Source organism: Haloferula helveola, assembly GCF_037076345.1.
In the GTDB taxonomy this organism is placed as follows: Bacteria; Verrucomicrobiota; Verrucomicrobiia; order Verrucomicrobiales; family Akkermansiaceae; genus Haloferula; species Haloferula helveola.
In genome coordinates this window covers 2,429,416-2,445,978 of sequence record NZ_AP024702.1, presented here as the reverse complement: position 1 = coordinate 2,445,978, position 16,563 = coordinate 2,429,416, and the positions used below count along the sequence as shown (strand labels likewise).

Genomic DNA, 16,563 nt, shown 5'->3' with positions numbered 1-16,563 from the left:
AAAACGCCGCTCCAATCGGAGCGGCGTTGCAGAATCAATCGGGAGCCGGACGGCCGGACTCAGTTCCGATGCCGGCGCTTCAGGTGAAGCTGGGCGAGCGACTTGGCGATGATCGCCTGGAGGTGGGCCACCTCTTCGGCATCCTCGTCGTGGCTGATGCCCTTGAGCTGCTCTTCGGCACGTTGCATCGCTTCCTCGGCCTTGGCCTCGTCGATGTCGTCCTCGCCGAGGGCCATGTCGGTCAGCAGGTTGACCCGTTGCTGGGTCACTTCCGCAAAACCACCACCCACAGCGAGCGTGACGATCTGGCCGTCCTTCTCGTAGCGGAGCTCGCCCGGCTCGACCGCGGTCACGAGGGCCGCGTGACCTTCGAGCACACCCATCTCTCCGTTCGCGCCCGGCAAGTAGACGTTGCCGACGGTATCGGAGAAGATCTTCTTCTCGGGAGTGACGATTTCGAGGTGGAGAGACATCGCGCGGGGATTTGAAGAGGAATGCGTTCAGGCAGGCGCCGCGAATCAATCGCGGGAGACGGTGTCGATGCCGGCCTTCATGTAGAAGTTGCCTTCGGCGACGTCGTCCCACTTGCCGTCGAGAATCTCGGCGAAGCCCTTAACGGTGTCTTCCATCGAAACCAGCGCGCCGGGCACGTTGGTGAAGATTTCCGCAACGTGGAACGGCTGGGTGAGGAAACGCTGGATCTTCCGGGCGCGGAACACGCTCAGCTTGTCCTCATCCGAAAGCTCGTCCATGCCGAGAATCGCGATGATGTCCTGAAGGTCGCGGTAGCGCTGGAGAACCTGCTGCACGCCACGGGCGACGCGGTAGTGCTCCTCACCGACGACTTCCGGGGCAAGCGCCTTGGAGGTCGAGGCCAGCGGGTCCACCGCCGGGAACAGCGCCTGCTCTGCAAGCGAACGCTCGAGAACCACGGTCGCGTCAAGGTGGGCGAAGGTATTCGCGGGAGCCGGGTCGGTAAGGTCGTCCGCAGGGACGTAAACCGCCTGGATCGAGGTGATCGAACCCTTGTTGGTCGAGGCGATCCGCTCCTGCAGCGAGGCCATTTCCTCCGACAGGGTCGGCTGGTAACCCACCGCGGATGGCGTCCGGCCGAGAAGCGCGGAGACCTCGGAACCGGCCTGCGAGAAACGGAAGATGTTGTCGACGAACAGCAGCACGTCCTGGCCGTCCTCGTCGCGGAAGTGCTCGGCCATGGTCAGCGCGGAAAGCGCGACCCGGAGACGCGCACCCGGAGGCTCGTTCATCTGGCCGTAGCAGAGGGCCACCTTCGAACCGTCGGCGATGACGGGGTTGCCCTTCTCGTCGAGCTTCGGGTGACCCTTCTCGTCCTTCTCGGTGGCGATAACGCCGGACTCGATCATTTCCCAGTAAAGGTCGTTACCCTCACGGGTCCGCTCACCCACACCGGCGAACACGGAGAAACCACCGTGTGCCTTGGCGATGTTGTTGATGAGCTCCATGATGACGACGGTCTTGCCGACGCCAGCACCGCCGAAGAGGCCGCCTTTTCCACCCTTCACGAGCGGGCAGATGAGGTCGATGACCTTGATGCCGGTGGGAAGGATTTCCTCGGTGGCCGATTGCTCGGTGAGGAGGGGGGCGGGACGGTGGATCGGGGAACGCAGGTCCGGGTTCGGAAGCGGCACGTTCTCGTCCACGAGATCACCGGTGACGTTGAAGATGCGTCCGAGAACCTGCTTGCCCACGGGCACCGCGATCGGCTTGCCGGTGTCGACCAGCGACATGCCGCGCTTGAGGCCGTCGGAAGTGGACATCGAGACCGCGCGGACCCAGCCGTCGCCAAGGTGCTGCTGCACTTCGAGGACGAGCGTGGTCGGCTCGCCGTTGAGCTCGTAGCTGACTTCGAGGGCGTTGTAGATCTCGGGCAGCTTGGTAGCTTTCGAGAAGTCGGCGTCGACGACGGCGCCGATGACCTGGACGATGGTTCCTTGGTTGGACATGTCTGTTATCAGTGAAGGGTTGTCAGTTATCAGTTGTGGGTCCTGGAAGCTCGGTCACCAGAAACCTGATAACCGATAACAGAGAACGTGTTACTCCATCGCCTTCATGGCGGTGGTGATCTCGAGCAGTTCCGCGGTGATCGCGGCCTGACGGAGCTTGTTGTACTCGAGCGTGAGTTCCTTGATGAACTTCTTGGCGTTGTCGGTGGCGGCCTTCATCGCGACCATCCGGGCGGAGTGCTCGGAGGCGCGGCTCTCGACCAGCATCTGGTAGACCTGGAAGTTCACGTAGAGTGGCAGAAGCGTGTCGAGGACTCCCTCGGCGTTCGGCTCGAAAAGGTAGTCTTTACCCAGCGCGGCCATGTGGTCGGTGTCACGCACCTGGCCCTTGCCAACGCCTTCGTAGTCCTGCTTCTCGCCGAGGGAACTGGCGGAAATCGGAAGCAGTTGGGTCACGGTCGGCTCCTGGGTGAGGGTCGACACGAAGTTGGTGAAAGCGATGCTCACCTTGTTGTACTTCCCGTCGAGGAAGAGCTGGGTGAGCAGCTTGGCGATCGGACGCGCTTCGCCGAAGGGAACCGGATCCTTGACCTCGAAGTCGGCGACCATGTTGCGGCCGGCCTTGCCGAGCTGGATTCGGAGCTTCCGGCCGACAGTGACAACATCGGCGTCCGGAGCCGCGGCGCGGACCTTCTTTCCGAGGTTCGTGTTGAGCGCGCCGCAAAGTCCCTTGTCGGTCGAGATCACCAGGATCAGCTCCTTTCCGCCCTCGCGCTGTTCGAGCAGCGGGTGGGCTTCCTCATCGACGTTCTCCTTGAGGTTGACGAGAACCTGGTTGAGCAGGTCGGCGTAGTCCCGGCCGGCGATGGCTTGGTCCTGCGCCTTCTTCATCTTGGCGGCGGCGACAAGCTGCATCGCCCGCGTGATCTGGGCGGTGTTCTTGACCGACTTGATGCGTCGGCGGATGTCGCGGAGGTTGGCCATGTGCTAGCGGAGAGCTGGGAGCTTGGAGCGGAGAGTTCGAAGAGAGGCGGAATTACTTCCAGGAGCCCTTGAAGTCATCGAGGGCCTGCTTCACGGCATCGACCATCTCGGTATTCTTCTTGAGGTCCGGCTTCTCGTTGCGGATCTTGTCGAGAAGCTCGGTCTTGCGGGTCTCGAAGAACTCGCCCATCGCGGACTGGCACTCCTTGACGCGGTCCACGGCAACATCGTCGAAGTAGCCGTTCTGCATCGCGAAGAGGTAGACCGCCTCGAGCTCCATCGAGATCGGCGAGTACTGGTTCTGCTTGAACAGCTCGACGATGCGCTGACCACGCTCGAGTTTCTTCTTCGTGCCGGCATCGAGGTCGGAACCGAACTGGGCGAAGGCCTGGAGCTCGCGGAACTGCGCGAGGTCGAGCTTGGTCGTGCCGGCCACCGACTTGATCGTCTTGGTCTGGGCAGCGGAACCGACCCGCGAAACCGAGAGACCGACCGAGATCGCCGGGCGGATGCCTTGGTAGAAGAGGTCCGTTTCGAGGTAGATCTGACCGTCGGTGATCGAGATCACGTTGGTCGGAATGTAGGCCGAAACGTCACCGGCCTGCGTTTCGATGATCGGCAGCGCGGTCAGCGATCCGCCACCGGCTTGCTCGGAAAGGCGAGCGGAACGCTCGAGCAGGCGGGAGTGGAGGTAGAAAACGTCACCCGGGTAGGCCTCACGACCGGAGGGGCGCTTCAGGATCAGCGACACCTGGCGGTAGGCCACGGCGTGCTTGGAAAGGTCGTCGAACACGATCAGGCACTCCTCGCCCTGATCCATCAGGTACTCGGCGATCGCGCAGCCGGCGTAGGGAGCGAGGAACTGCATCGCCGCGGCGTCCGAAGCGGAAGCGGAAACGATGGTCGTGTATTCCATCGCGCCGGACTCCTCGAGGGTCTTCTGGATCCGGGCGACGTTGGAGAGCTTCTGGCCGATGGCGACGTAGATACAATACAGCGGCTTGTGGTTCTGCAGCTTGCCCTGCTCGGCCAACTTGTTCTGCTTCGCTTGGGAAATGATGGTATCGACGGCGATCGTCGTCTTGCCCGTGGCACGGTCACCGATGATGAGCTCACGCTGGCCGCGGCCGATCGGGATCATCGCGTCGATCGACATGATGCCGGTCTGCACCGGAACCGAAACCGACTTCCGCTTGATGATGCCCGGAGCGATCTTCTCCATCGGGTACTGGGCGGCGGCCTCGATGTCGCCCTTGCCGTCGACAGGCTGGCCGATCGCATTGACCACGCGGCCGAGGACGTTGCGGCCGACCGGAACGGAGAGGAGCTGGCCGGTGGCTTGGCACTCGACGCCTTCGGTCACCGCGGCGTAGTCACCGAGGAGCACGACACCGACTTCGCCTTCCTCAAGGTTCATCGCCAGGCCGGTCACTCCGCCCGGGAAGGAGATCATCTCGTTGAGGGAAACGTCCGAAAGGCCTTCGACCTTGGCGACGCCGTCACCCACTTCGCGGACCACGCCGACGTTGGTTTTCTCGACCGAGGTCGTGATGTTGGAGATCTCCTTTTCGAGTTCCTGGAGGATGCTGCTCATTTCAGTGACAGGTTTGAGGTGGTCGGTGATGGTTCAGAATGCTTGGGCGAGGCGGTCGAGGCGGCCCTTGACCGAGCCGTCCCAGACATCGCTGCCCACGCGGACCTTGAGTCCGCCGAGGAGTTCCGGGTTCACCCGGTATTCGAAAGTCAGTTGGTTGCCGTATTTGGCGATGAGACCCGCCGTGACCCGCTGCTGGGTCGCCTCGTCGAGCGTATCGGCGCTTTCGATGATCACACGACGGCTCTCGAGCTCGAGTCGGACCAGTCGCTTGAGGGCACCGAGGATGCCGCGGTAGTCGCGCGGCTTTTCGGTGGCCAGCTGGCGAACAGCCTTGGCAAGGCGTTCCTCGTCAAGACGGCCGTCGGTCTGGCAGAGCCGGAAAATGCGGCGTGCGGTGCTGGCGGCGACCTTTGAGATCTTCATGGCGAGCTGGCGGAAATGCGTGGCAGGAGGATCAGCCTTCGACCTTGGCGAGGGCTTCCTGGTTGATCCGGCTCTTGTCGTTCTCGTCGAGCACCTTGCCGGTCACCTGGGCGGTGGTGGCGGTGACGAGACGGCCGAACTCGCGCTTGAGTTCCGCGGCAATCTGGTCGCGCTCCGCCTTGGCGGCGGCTTCGGCCTTCACCAGGATCTGCTGGGCTTGGGCGGTGGCTTCCTGGGCCTTCGACTCGGACAGGGCGGCGGCACTGTCGCGGGCTTCGGCGATGAGGCGCTGGGCGTCGTCGTTGGCCTTGGCGATGGCGGCGGCAGTGGTTGCCTCCGACTCGGCGAGCTGCTTCTCGATGCGCTTCAGCTTCTCCTCGCCCTCGGCGATGCGGCTGCGGCGCTGCTCGAGCATCGCCTGGATCGGTCCGAAGGCGAACTTCTTGAGAAGAAATGCGACGATCAGGACCGAGATGCACTGCGCGATGAACGGACCCCAGTGGATGTGGAACGTCTCTTGGATCCGCTCGACGACGTTTCCTTCGGCGGCAGGCGCGGCCGCGAGAATCGAGAAAGTGGCGTTCATAAGAGTCGCAGGGATCGGATGAGGTCGGTGGAACGGAAGAGGAAAGAGGGTGCGCCGGGCGGCACCTGCCGCCCGGCGCGAATAGCCTTAGTTGGCGAGGAAGATCGCGAAGAACACGATACCTTCGATAAGCGCTGCAAGAATGATCGAGATGGTCAGCACGTTACCGGCAGCGCCGGGATTGCGGCCGGTGGCTTCGGCGGCCTTCATGCCGAGGAGGCCGATGCCGATACCGGAGCCGACAGCGGCGAGGCCGACGTGAATCTTACCTTCGATCGCCGCCATGATAAGCGGGAGCATCGCGATGATGGAGTCCATGATTTCTTGGTGTTGGTTGGTTGTCGTTTTCTGGCAACGCCGGCACCCGCAGTCTTGCCACGGTCATACCGGCGAAAGGGTCAGTGCGAGTGTTCCTCGTCGTGGTGGTCGCCGTGATCGCAGATCAGTTTCAGGAAGACGGCGGTAAGGAGCATGAAAACGAGGGCCTGGATCAGGCCGACGAGCAGCTCCATGAAGTAGAAGGGAAGCGGCGGCAACCAGGCGAGCCACGGCTTGTCGACCATCAGGGTCATGCTCTCGAGCATGTTCTCACCGGCGTAGATGTTGCCGTAGAGACGGAAGCTGAGGGCGACCGGGCGGAGCAGGATCGAGGCGACTTCGATGATGCCGACCGCGAAGAAGATCACCGCCATGAAGACCAGCATGAAACCGCCGAACTTGCCCTTGGGCGCGAAGATGTGGGCGAGGAAGCCCTTGAAGCCGTTCTCGGTGATCGCCCAGTAGAACCACAGCAGCGCGAAAATCACGGCCATGGCGGCGGTCAGGTTGAGGTCGGCGTTGGCGCCGCGGAGAAACGGACGGAACTGGTCGTGCGGGTCGCCGTTGAAACCGGCGGTGTCGAGCTGGCCGACCGTGCCGACGCCTGGGAATAGGCCGGCCCAGTTGGTGAAGAGGATCAGGATGAAAATCGTCGCGAAGAACCAGAAGGTGCGCTTCACGAGGTGGGTGCCGAGGACGCCTTCGAGGAAGTTGTAGAGAGCCTCGACGATCCACTCGACGAAGTTCTGCAATCCGCTCGGCACCAGCTTGAGGTCGCGGGTCGCCATCTGGGCAACGAGGATGATCACCGCGGCGACCGCCCACAGCATCACCATCGAGTTGGTCACCGGAAACGGGCCGATATTGAAGATCGCCTCGGCGTGCGCCGGGAGGTGGTCGTGTCCGACAGCTCCGTCCCCCGCGCCGAAAGCGGCGCTCAGGCTGCAGAGCCATGCGAAGATGATGGGAAAAATCGGGCGGCGGAACATTCCGGAAAAGGGTCGGTGGCGGCGACGCGGGGGCGTTTAGCAGACCCGTTTGTAATGGCGCAAGGGTGATTTGTGAAAAATTTCACAAGCTCGACAAATCACTGATTTTCTGATCATTAGGAAAGGCGTCAGATCGCCTCCCGAGAGGCGTCGAGAGCCCTCTTGGCATCGGCTCCGGTCAGAATTCCGGATCCGCCGACTCCGCACACCGCTACCAGCTCGAAATTCTGCTTCCGGCATTGGCGGATCAGTTCCTCGGCGGGCAGGCAAAGACGCCCCCCGGTTTCAAGCAGCGAGAAGACGAGTGGCCCGCAGCCGTCGAAGGCCCGGTAGACCACCTCAGTGCAGGCCAAACGGTCGCTGCGACGGAAATCGAAGACGAAGTCGTAGAGCTTTCCGGCATGGCCGGCCGCCCGGGCGAGGGCTCCGGCGAGGTCGGATGCCTCTAAGGGCGGTCGCAGGACGAGGAAACAATCGACGGCCAGCGTTTCCTCGGCCGTGCGGAACCGGACGCCATCCTTTTTCGATTCGAGAAAGCGGGCCGGATCCGCGGCCTGCTTCGCGTGGGCGGCCGGGATCTCGACTCCCAGCCCCCGCCGTTCCTCCTCGCTGCCGATGTAGAGAGCCGCATGCGGCCAAAATCCCGGCAGGAACAGGTTCGTCATGGCGTCGTCATGGCGGGTGATGAAGACATCGCCAGGCCGGACGAGCTCCAAAACCTCCCGCCGGAGCTCATCGGTAACCCGTTTTTCGGCCGGTGGAGGCCTAAATCCGGGCTGCCGAAGCTCTGAAATCAGGCGTCCGGAACCCTCGAAAACGCCGAAAACCGCCGATTTCCACCCCGAATGATGGCGTCGTCGGAAAGAAAAATAGCGATATTTCAGGCGCTCCCGGACGAACTTCAGGGGTTCCTGATCGGCGAAGAAGGCCGCCTGTCTGTCTAACAAATCCAACAATTCCCCGAATCCCTCCGCCTCTCGGAGCTCTCCGAATTCGGCCCGGTGGGAACGGTAGAACCCGAGAGTCTCCCGGAAGCGGACAAGGGCCCGCAGGCTGGTGTCGCTGCGGTACAGACGGGCAAAGGTCTTGCGGGGGATGCCCCGGCGGGCATCCGGTTCGTCGAGCTTCTTCCGAAGCAGCCGTGAATGGCTCGCCAACCCGATCAGCTCGGCGCTTCGTCGATTCAGCAGGCAGGCTGCTCCCAGAGCCGCCAAAAACGCCGGAATCCGGCTTGGCCAAAGGGATTCCTCGCGTCCGCAGGTTTCCTCCATCGCTCTCAAAGCACCCAGCAAAGCCGCCCGACCTCCGAGAAACGCCTGATACCAGATCCGGATCGCGTCGTCCTCCTCCGGCAGGAAATAGCCACGTGCTTCGGCCCGTTCCAGCCGCTCCCAGGTCGCGGGCAGATGGGGTTCCTCGCCCGCCGCCCGGGCGACCGCCAGCACCGTCGAAACGGCCCGTCGGATCCGGGGGTCATCGGGGGCGATCGGGTTCATCGGAGGGGGTCGAATCGGGTCGAAGTACGACACTCGACGTAGTTGGCGACCTCCAAACGGGGAGCCGGAACACGCCGGAATCCCTTTTTATTAAGGAAATTCAAGGGTTGCAGCGAGTTTATTTTAGCTTGCCAAACTAGCTGGACGGGCGCATTACGGTCTCTGCCATGAACAAAGCTGAACTCGTTGAAGCCATCCAGGGTGCCCTCGGCAAGGAAGCGACCAAGCGCGCTGCCGAAGACGCACTGTCCGCCGTCCTTGACTCGATCGTCAAAGGCATCAAGTCCGACCAGAAGGTCCAAATCATCGGTTTCGGCACCTTTGAAGTGAAGCATCGCGCCGCGCGCATGGGCCGCAACCCGAAGACCGGTGAAGCCATGCAGATCGCAGCCTCGAAGTCCGTCGGCTTCAAAGCCTCGTCGAGCCTCAAGGAATCCCTCTGATCTCCGCCCGCGGCGATCCCGTGCGGATCGCCGCCCGCTTCAGGGCACAAATCCTAAATGAAAACCCCGGCCGTCCGGCCGGGGTTTTCGTTTTCATTGGGAGTGGTGGAAATGCGGGGGATCAGAACCAAGGCTTCTGACCCTGCACGTAGATCCTGTCGAACTCCTCGTCGGACTTCGTCAGGTAGATGATTCCCTCGATCAGCCCGATCACGCCCATCACGCTGTAGCCAATGCCACAGGTCAGGACACTGACCAAAAGCATGATGAGTCCTTCCTTCTGGTATCCGAGGTAGAACTTATGGATCCCGAGCCCGTTGAGCAGGATGCCAAGCAGCCCGGCAACGAGCTTCTTGTCACTCTTGCCCGCCGGAGCGGGTGCGGGCGCGGGTGTCGGCTCGGAACCTTCAGGAGCGGGCGAGGGGGGCGGTGTCTCAGCTTCGTTGGACATATCGACGGTTTTCTACTAAGTCCTCCCGCGCATCGCAAGGAAGCATGAAGCCAAGGGTCATTCTCGCCGAAACCACCCAGCCGGACGGTTCCGCCCTGGTGCTCCACGAACATGACGGGCGCCCCTATCTAACCGTAGACGGCGTTCAGACGTCCGGACCGTCGACCCGGGCCAGCGAGGTCGCGCTCGCCCAGATCGGCACTTCGCCCTTCCGGCCCGTCCGCCAACCGAGAATCTGGATCGCCGGCCTCGGACTCGGCACGGTACTCAAGGCCGCCCTTGAGGCTCTTCCCCAAAAAAGGGGCGTGTTCCATGTCGCCGAGCCGTGCGCCGAACTGGCTTCGTGGCATCGCAAGTACCTCGACCCAACTCCACTCGAAGACAAGCGGGTGGAAACGGGTTCCGATCCGGGCGTTGGCGGGCTCGCGGCAAGCTCCGACGGCTGGCACGCCATCCTCGTCCATGCCGATACCGCTCCGCTCCTCAACCGCAAACGGCTGCTGCACGAAGACCGCCGCTGGTTGACCGCCGCCTACGACCATCTGAAGCCCGGCGGCCTGCTTGCCATCGCCTCGGCGCGACCGATTCCGAAGATCGAGTCGAACCTCGGACGCACGGGTTTCGAGGTCATCCGCCACCAGGTCGATGCCGTGCCCAACGCCCGGCGACCCCGCCACCACTTCCTCTGGCTTGCCCGAAAAGGCAAATCCGACGACGCGTAACGCTCCACCACCGTTCATGAACTGCCGATACCTGCTCCTCTCGCTCCTCGCCGCGCCGCTGACCGCGGGCGAACTGACTCTCGAAACGAAACCGTTCCGGATCGAACACAAGTTCCAGGCCACGGTGCTTCCAACCGAACCCGCTGTCTTCTCGATTGAGTCCGAAGTCTGGTCGGAATTCGTGATCGAGTCGCTCGCCGACCACGGATCGGCAGTCAAGGAAGGCGATCCGGTGGTCGTCTTCAAACGCGAGAACTACGACCGTCGCGTCGAGGATTTGGAACGAGCCGTCGCTCTCCAGGAGCTGGCGGTCGCCAAACAGCAGTTGGAATTCTCGAAGCTCGCCGAGGAACAGAAGATCCAGATGGAGAGCGCGCGCCGGGCGATGGAAACCGCGTCCGAGGATCTCAAGTATTTCAAGGAGATCGGTCGCCCCGCGGCGGAAGCCGAGATCGAGCAGGGTCTCGTGATTTCCCGCTTCCGGCTGGCATCGGCCGAAGAGGAGCTGAAGCAGCTCAAGCAGATGTATGAGGAAGACGATCTCACGGAGGAGACCGAGGAGATCATCCTCAAGCGGCAGCAGGTGCAGGTGGACGACAGCAAGTTCGACCTCAAGCAAGCCGAGCGGCAGGCCGAGCGTTCGTTGAAGATCTCGCTGCCACGGCAGCAGGAATCGCTCGAGCGCGCCGCTGCCCAAGCGGCCATTGCCTTCTCCAAGACCGAGAAGACCCTGCCGGCGGATCTCGAATCCGCTCAACTGGAGCTCAAGGGGGCCGAGCTCGGACTGGCGCGCCAGAAGCTGGAGTTGGAGCGGCTGAAAAAGGACGGAACGCTCCTCGAATGGAAGGCACCCGCCGCCGGTATCGTTTTCCACGGCGGTCTCGAGGGCGACTCGTGGGACTACGGCGACCTCGGTAAAGTTCTCAAGGTCGGCAGCGCCGTTCCGCAGCGCAAGACACTCGTCTCGATCACGCCGGCTGACGGTGGAGTCCGGATGAGCGCGAAGGTGGATCCCGCGGTGGCCGACACCCTGAAGAAAGGAGAGGCCCTGACACTGCGCGTGCCCGGCGGTGGAGGCGGCGACCCGGTGGGAACCATCACCGAGATCACCACCGTGCCCGGACCCGATGGCAAGCAGGTCGCGACCCTCGCTGCGGAGTGGGAAGCCGGACAGGCACCGAAGGTCGGCACGTCCGTCGAATGCATCCGTGTCGCCTACACCCATCCCGAAGCGTTGGCGGTGCCGAGCGGCGCCTTGGTCGCCACCGCCGACGGCGGCTGGTCGGTCGAAGTGAAGCTGGCGGACGGCAAAACCGAGAGTCGTGCGGTCAAGCGCGGTCCGACCGACGGCAAACTCGTCCAGGTCCGCGAAGGCCTTGAGCCCGGACAGGTCGTGGTTGTTCCCGAATGATCCCGATGCGCGTTCCAGCCCTCATCATCCTGCTTGTCTCGTCGGCCCTCTGCCAGGAGCGGCCCGATGCGGTCGTGAATCCGACCACGGTCGCCGATTCGATCCGGCGCGGTGTCGACTTCCTCGTTGAGGACCAGAATGCCAACGGATCATGGGGCGGACCGACCCGCACCAAGGGACTGAACATCTACGCGCCGATCCCCGGAGCACACCACGCGTTCCGGGCCGGTGCCTCGGGCCTCGCTCTCAGCGGGCTCCTCGACAGCGGCGACACCCGCCCCGAAACGCTGGCTGCGATCGAGAAGGGCGCGGCGTGGATGGAGGAACACCTTCCCAAGCTCCGCCGCGCCGACCAGACGACGACCTACAACGTCTGGGGCCACGCCTACGGGCTGAGGGCCATCACGCGGCTCTACGAAATTGCAAAGACCGATGCCGACAAGTCGAAGTGGAAGACTTTGGCCCAACAGCAGATCGACCTGCTCAACCGCTATGAGGACGTCAACGGCGGGTGGGGGTATCTCGACCTGTTCGACGGCCTGACCACGAACAAGCCGACCGGCATTCCGACATCATTTACGACGGCTACCGTACTTCTCGCGATGCACGAGGCCCGCGAGGCGATGGGGGTCGAGCTGAACGAAAAACTGATCAAGCACTCGACCGCCAGCGTCGTGCGCCAGCGCACCCCCGACTTTTCCTACGTCTACTCCCACGACCACTGGGTCAGGCCACGCGGTCCGATCAACCGACCGGCCGGCTCGCTGGCCCGCAGCGCCGCGTGCAACGCCGCCCTGCGCGTGTTCGGTGACGAGAAGGTGACCGACGAGGTCATCGAGACCTGGTCCACGCGGTTCATCGAGCGCGAGGGCTTCCTCAGCATCGGCCGCAAGCGCCCGGTGCCCCACGAAACGCACTTCTCGATCTCCGGTTACTTCTACTACTACGGCATCTTCTACTTCACCGAATCCGCCCGCCTGCTTCCCGAGGCACGGCAACCTCACCACGCGGAGGAACTCGCCCGGGTGATCCTGCACCGTCAGGAGAAAGACGGCTCGTGGTGGGACTACCCGCTCTACGACTACCACCAACCCTACGGCACCGGCTATGCTCTCATGGCCCTCGCGTGGTGCCGGGACGAATTGCCGAAGCCCTGAGCTACTCCTCGTAGGTGATCTGCACCTGCGTCGGTCCGCCCGTGCCTGAGGTGGCGGTCAGCTCGAGCCGCTTGCCGCTGTCGCTGAAAGTACGCGTTGCCTTGATGGTGTCGCCGACCGTGATGGTGCCGCTCGAGCTGCCTGAGAAACTGGCCAGCTCGTCGCTGTAGAAGTCGGCGACTTCCTCCGCATCGTCGCTGGTGGTGAACATGAGGACGCCTTCCGCGCCCGACGCGGTGTCCTGATGGAAACCGGCCATCCGGTCGGTCATGTGCGGGTAGCGCGGCACCCAAGTCGGGATCTTGGTTTCATCGAGCTGTCCGACTGTAGTCACCGTGCCATCCGCCTGAGTGACGGTGAACTTCCCGCTCGCGAGATCCGAGTAGCTGACCGTCACTTCCTCGCCAGTTCCGCGGACAAGGATCGTCATTTCGCCCGCGGCCTCATCCTGGCGTACCATCTCGAGATCGGGGTTCATCCTCACGATCATCTCGGCCGCCGTTTTCTCCGGAGCGGTCGCGAAGTCGTCACGGATCTCCTCATACTTGCGCTTGGCCATTCCGACGAGGATCGCTCCCGCGATGATCACGACCACCAGCAAGCCTCCGCAGCCGATCCCCACCCAAGCCAGCGGATGCAGACCTTTCTTCGGAGGTTCGACAAGAGGAGGCTGGGCCGGCGAAGGAGGTGGGGGCGGTTGTTCCATGGTGCATCTCTACCGCCACCGGGACGTCCACGCAAGGATGACCGCCAAGTCGGGGCCCAACTCAGACGCCTGCCAAGGCGGCCTTCAACGCATCGATGGCCAGATCCAAATCCTCCCGTTCGACGCACAGCGGCGGCATCAGCACGACTGTGTCCCGGATCGGGCGCGTCAGCAGGCCGTGGTCCCGGGCCCGGAGACAAACCGGGGAACCCAGACCGGCACGGAGCTCGATGCCCGCGACAAGTCCGCATTGGCGCACATCCACCACGCCTTCGCACGAGGCCAATTCTTCTAACAGTTTTGCGAGGTGTTCCACCTTCGCGGGTAGCTCTTCGAGCGTTCGCTCTGTCAGGAACAGATCGAGGCTCGCCAGGGCGGCGGCGCAGGCGAGCGGATTGGCCGTGAAACTATGCCCGTAGTAGAAAGCGTTTACGGGATCACCGAGGAAAGCATCGTAAACCGGGGCGGTCGTCAGCGTGGCGGCGATCGGCAGATAGCCGCCGCCCAGTCCCTTGGCGAGGCACAGGAAGTCGGGAATCACGTCCTCCCGCTGGCAAGCGAACATCGTTCCCGTGCGGCCGAAGCCGGTCATGACCTCGTCGAGGATCAGAAGCACGCCGTGGCAGTCGCACCAGTCGCGCAGTTCGGCGAGCATCCCGGCGGGCCAAGGCCGCATCTCGTTCACGCCCTGGATCAGCGGCTCGATCACCACCGCGTTGATTTCGGAAGCAGCGAACTGGTCCAGACCCGCCAACGAACGCACGAAGCCGACGTCCGGTCCGAAGCGCCGGAAGCGTTCGAAGAACCGCGACACTCCGCCGAGTGCTGCCGCGCCCATCGTGTCGCCATGGTAGCCGTCGGCAAAGGCGACGAAGCGGGTCCGCTCGGGTTCGCCGGTCTGCATTCGGTACTGGAGCGACATCTTCATCGCGACCTCGATTGCGGTGGAGCCGTCGTCGGAGAAGAAGACTCGCTCGAGTGTGCCCGGCGGAAAGAGGCCGGTCAGCCGGCTGGCGAGTTCGCTCGCACGGGGATTCGCGAAGCCGAGAAAGGAGCTGTGCGCGATCTGTCCGAGCTGCTCGACGATCGCGCGGTTGATGGCCGGATGGGCGTGTCCGTGGATGTTCGTCCAGATCGAGGAATTGCCGTCCAAATACCGGCGGCCTTCCGAATCCCAGATCCACGGGCCTTCTCCGCGCACGATGACCAGAGGTTCATGGTCGTCCGCCGTCCACGGACCCTGCGGCGTGAACGGATGCCAAGCGTGCCGCTTGTCAGCCTCGATCCATCGCCGGGTGTCCTCGCGCATCGGGCCGAGCATGATCTGCCGTCCGGGTCCGCCCAAGCGATTTCCGAGCTCCTGCTACGCGATCGCGCAATGGCCGAAACCGGCCGGAAGCATCAAAGTCCGGACGTCACACATACGGGGATCCAAGTCCCCCCGACAATGACGACCGGCGGCTCCGGGGTTTGGCGACCAAGAGAGCTTGCCGGTCGTTTTCTTTCAGGGAGCGGCGGCTTCCAGCCGCCGTAGTGGCAACCCGGGGAGTCCCGCCGCTCAGCCCTACCTCAGGTCTTGAAGTCCCTCATCTGGAAGGCGATCAGGCCGACCATGAAGAAGGTGAAGTTCAGGCCTCCGAGAAAGACATACGCCTCGGTGATCTTCGGCCACGAGATGTCGGGTTCGAAGAGATACACCCAGCAACTCATCCGCCAGGTGACGAACCATTCCTCGTAGGGGCGGAAGAACGGGAAGTTCTGCAGGATCATGTCCACGAACAGGATCGCCAGAGTGAGGATCGTCGCGGCGGCCGGCTTGATCCGGAAGCAGCTGAACATGAAGGCGAGCGACGAGATCGTGATCATGCTGAGTCCGATACCGACCGCACCAAGGCCGAGCCGGGTGATCGCAGGCCCCCACGTGTCGTAGACCGCGAAGACCTTCATCTTCGGCTCGGCGACAAACAGGCCTCCTTCCCAGCCGACCACGCTGACGGCCATCAGGTAGCCGCTGATCCCGACGAAGAGCACGAAGGTGAAGGTGTAGATGGCCACCGCGGTGTACTTGATGACCAGTAGGCCGAGCCGGCTGATCGGACGCGCGAGCACGAGGCGCAGGTTACCGTCCTCGTATTCCTTCGCCACCACGTCGCCCGCCACCAGCGCGAAGAAGATCGAGCCGAGCAGCAGCATGCTCCAGATCATCATCATGAAGGTGATGGTCAGCGAGCTGTAGAAGAACTCGAACACGTAGCCGTTGCGCTCGATCAGGTCGCGCATGTAGTGCTGGCCGTTGCTCGCCTTGTAGACGATGACGATCAGCAGCTCCATGACGAGGAAGGCCCCGTAGCCCATGTAGGTTCTCGGACGTGCGAAAAGTTTCCGCAGCTCGCCGCGGAGTTGTCGGAGAAACATCATCGGGTGATCTCGAGGTAGAGGTCTTCCAGCGATCGCCGGACCGGACAGAAGGCCGATACGCGGACTTCGATTCCGACCAGCGCCGCGACCATCAGGGCGGGATCGAGCTCCGGTGGCAGCGAGACGCGGCCGGGTGCGAGGATCTGGCAACCCTGGAGTTCGAGGAAGTGGGCCGCCTTCTCCCATGGGTCGACGTCCAGTTCGTAGATCCTCTCGTCACCGCCGAGTTGGTCGACCCGTCCTTCGAAGACGCGTTCGCCCCGGCGCAGGATGGCCACGCGGTCGCACATCTGCTCGACCTCGACGAGAAGGTGGGAGTTGAAGAGCACCGTCATTCCCCGCTCCTCGCGGAGCTTCAGGACAAAGTCCCGGAACCACTTGATGCCTTCCGGATCCAGCCCGTCGGTCGGTTCGTCGAGCAGCAGCACGCGGGGCATCGGAAGCAGGGCCTGGGCGAGCGCGAGACGCTGCCGCATTCCGTGAGAATAAGTCCTTACCTTCGAGCGGATACGATCGCCCAGGCCGACCATCTCGACGACGGCCTTGGTCGCGGCCGGATCGAACTTTGCCGAGTAGGTGCTGAGGATCCGGAGGTTCTCCCAGCCACTGAGGTAGTCGTAAAAGCAGGGGCTCTCGAAAATCGAGCCGACCCGTCGGAGGGCCGACGCGCGGTTCTTCTGAACCGAGATTCCGTCGATCCGGGCCTCCCCCTGATCCGGCGCGACCATCCCGAGGATGATGCCGAGCGTGGTGCTCTTGCCGGCGCCGTTGTGTCCCAGCAGGCCGTAAATTTCGCCCTCCTCAACGCGGAACGACACGTTCTTCAGGGCGGGCTTCCCGCCGAAGGACTTGTGAAGGGTGTCGAGCTCGAGCATCGCGG

At 63.2% G+C, this 16,563-nt stretch carries 18 protein-coding genes; 4 read left to right on the top strand and 14 right to left on the bottom strand.

The features are described 5' to 3' along the window. Positions 1-59: 59 nt before the first annotated feature. The 9 genes from atpC to HAHE_RS08975 all read right to left on the bottom strand — a co-directional run bounded on the left by atpC (position 60) and on the right by HAHE_RS08975 (position 8,375). A complete protein-coding gene (gene atpC, locus HAHE_RS09015) occupies positions 60-473 on the bottom strand; it encodes an ATP synthase F1 subunit epsilon (RefSeq protein ID WP_338690350.1) in 414 nt (137 codons plus the stop codon). Between the two features lie 45 nt (positions 474-518). Beyond that, a complete protein-coding gene (gene atpD / locus HAHE_RS09010) occupies positions 519-1,982 on the bottom strand; it encodes a F0F1 ATP synthase subunit beta (RefSeq protein ID WP_338690348.1) in 1,464 nt (487 codons plus the stop codon). Between the two features lie 90 nt (positions 1,983-2,072). After that, positions 2,073-2,966, bottom strand: a complete 894-nt coding sequence (gene atpG / locus HAHE_RS09005; protein ID WP_338690346.1) for an ATP synthase F1 subunit gamma — start codon at positions 2,964-2,966, stop codon at positions 2,073-2,075. A 52-nt stretch (positions 2,967-3,018) separates the two neighbouring features. Further along, the gene (atpA, locus tag HAHE_RS09000; RefSeq protein WP_338690344.1) at positions 3,019-4,560 is read right to left on the bottom strand and encodes a F0F1 ATP synthase subunit alpha; all 1,542 of its coding nucleotides are present in this window, start codon (positions 4,558-4,560) and stop codon (positions 3,019-3,021) included. Between the two features lie 33 nt (positions 4,561-4,593). Beyond that, positions 4,594-4,986, bottom strand: coding sequence for a F0F1 ATP synthase subunit delta (locus tag HAHE_RS08995; protein ID WP_338690342.1), 393 nt, complete (start codon positions 4,984-4,986; stop codon positions 4,594-4,596). A gap of 31 nt (positions 4,987-5,017) precedes the next feature. Further along, on the bottom strand, positions 5,018-5,572 hold the full coding sequence (locus tag HAHE_RS08990; protein WP_338690340.1) for an ATP synthase F0 subunit B: 555 nt from the start codon (positions 5,570-5,572) through the stop codon (positions 5,018-5,020). Between the two features lie 87 nt (positions 5,573-5,659). Next, on the bottom strand, positions 5,660-5,890 hold the full coding sequence (locus HAHE_RS08985) for a hypothetical protein (protein WP_338690338.1): 231 nt from the start codon (positions 5,888-5,890) through the stop codon (positions 5,660-5,662). A gap of 80 nt (positions 5,891-5,970) precedes the next feature. Beyond that, entirely contained in the window at positions 5,971-6,879 is a 909-nt protein-coding gene (gene atpB, locus HAHE_RS08980) for a F0F1 ATP synthase subunit A (protein ID WP_338690336.1), read from the bottom strand. Positions 6,880-7,007: 128 nt separating this feature from the next. Then, the gene (locus HAHE_RS08975; protein ID WP_338690334.1) at positions 7,008-8,375 is read right to left on the bottom strand and encodes a YiiX/YebB-like N1pC/P60 family cysteine hydrolase; all 1,368 of its coding nucleotides are present in this window, start codon (positions 8,373-8,375) and stop codon (positions 7,008-7,010) included. A 167-nt stretch (positions 8,376-8,542) separates the two neighbouring features. Between HAHE_RS08975 and HAHE_RS08970 the strand changes: the two genes are divergently transcribed. Next, on the top strand, positions 8,543-8,818 hold the full coding sequence (locus tag HAHE_RS08970) for an HU family DNA-binding protein (RefSeq protein ID WP_338690332.1): 276 nt from the start codon (positions 8,543-8,545) through the stop codon (positions 8,816-8,818). Positions 8,819-8,939: 121 nt separating this feature from the next. On the opposite strand, the gene HAHE_RS08965 is transcribed toward HAHE_RS08970, so the two are convergent. After that, complete coding sequence (locus HAHE_RS08965; protein ID WP_338690330.1) at positions 8,940-9,269, bottom strand: TM2 domain-containing protein; 330 nt, start codon at positions 9,267-9,269, stop codon at positions 8,940-8,942. 44 nt (positions 9,270-9,313) lie between these two features. On the opposite strand from HAHE_RS08965, the gene HAHE_RS08960 reads away from it, so the two are divergent. Genes HAHE_RS08960 through HAHE_RS08950 form a run of 3 tightly spaced genes read left to right on the top strand, consistent with a single transcriptional unit; the run spans position 9,314 to position 12,559 of the window. Continuing rightward, complete coding sequence (locus HAHE_RS08960; RefSeq protein WP_338690328.1) at positions 9,314-9,991, top strand: hypothetical protein; 678 nt, start codon at positions 9,314-9,316, stop codon at positions 9,989-9,991. A gap of 16 nt (positions 9,992-10,007) precedes the next feature. Beyond that, positions 10,008-11,402 carry a hypothetical protein gene (locus tag HAHE_RS08955; RefSeq protein WP_338690326.1) on the top strand — a complete coding sequence of 465 codons (1,395 nt, stop codon included), beginning with the start codon at positions 10,008-10,010 and terminating at the stop codon, positions 11,400-11,402. A gap of 5 nt (positions 11,403-11,407) precedes the next feature. Next, on the top strand, positions 11,408-12,559 hold the full coding sequence (locus HAHE_RS08950; protein ID WP_338690324.1) for a hypothetical protein: 1,152 nt from the start codon (positions 11,408-11,410) through the stop codon (positions 12,557-12,559). Between the two features lies 1 nt (position 12,560). Here the strand turns inward: HAHE_RS08950 and HAHE_RS08945 are convergent, their stop codons facing one another. The 4 genes from HAHE_RS08945 to HAHE_RS08930 form a co-directional block, all read right to left on the bottom strand. Next, positions 12,561-13,265 (bottom strand): hypothetical protein, encoded by a 705-nt coding sequence (locus tag HAHE_RS08945; protein ID WP_338690321.1) that lies wholly within the window; start codon positions 13,263-13,265, stop codon positions 12,561-12,563. Between the two features lie 61 nt (positions 13,266-13,326). Continuing rightward, complete coding sequence (bioA, locus tag HAHE_RS08940) at positions 13,327-14,574, bottom strand: adenosylmethionine--8-amino-7-oxononanoate transaminase (RefSeq protein ID WP_338690319.1); 1,248 nt, start codon at positions 14,572-14,574, stop codon at positions 13,327-13,329. Positions 14,575-14,834: 260 nt separating this feature from the next. Next, complete coding sequence (locus HAHE_RS08935) at positions 14,835-15,683, bottom strand: ABC transporter permease (protein ID WP_338690318.1); 849 nt, start codon at positions 15,681-15,683, stop codon at positions 14,835-14,837. Then, on the bottom strand, positions 15,680-16,558 hold the full coding sequence (locus HAHE_RS08930; protein WP_338690317.1) for an ABC transporter ATP-binding protein: 879 nt from the start codon (positions 16,556-16,558) through the stop codon (positions 15,680-15,682). Before HAHE_RS08930 ends, HAHE_RS08935 begins: the two co-directional genes overlap by 4 nt. Positions 16,559-16,563: the final 5 nt, after the last annotated feature.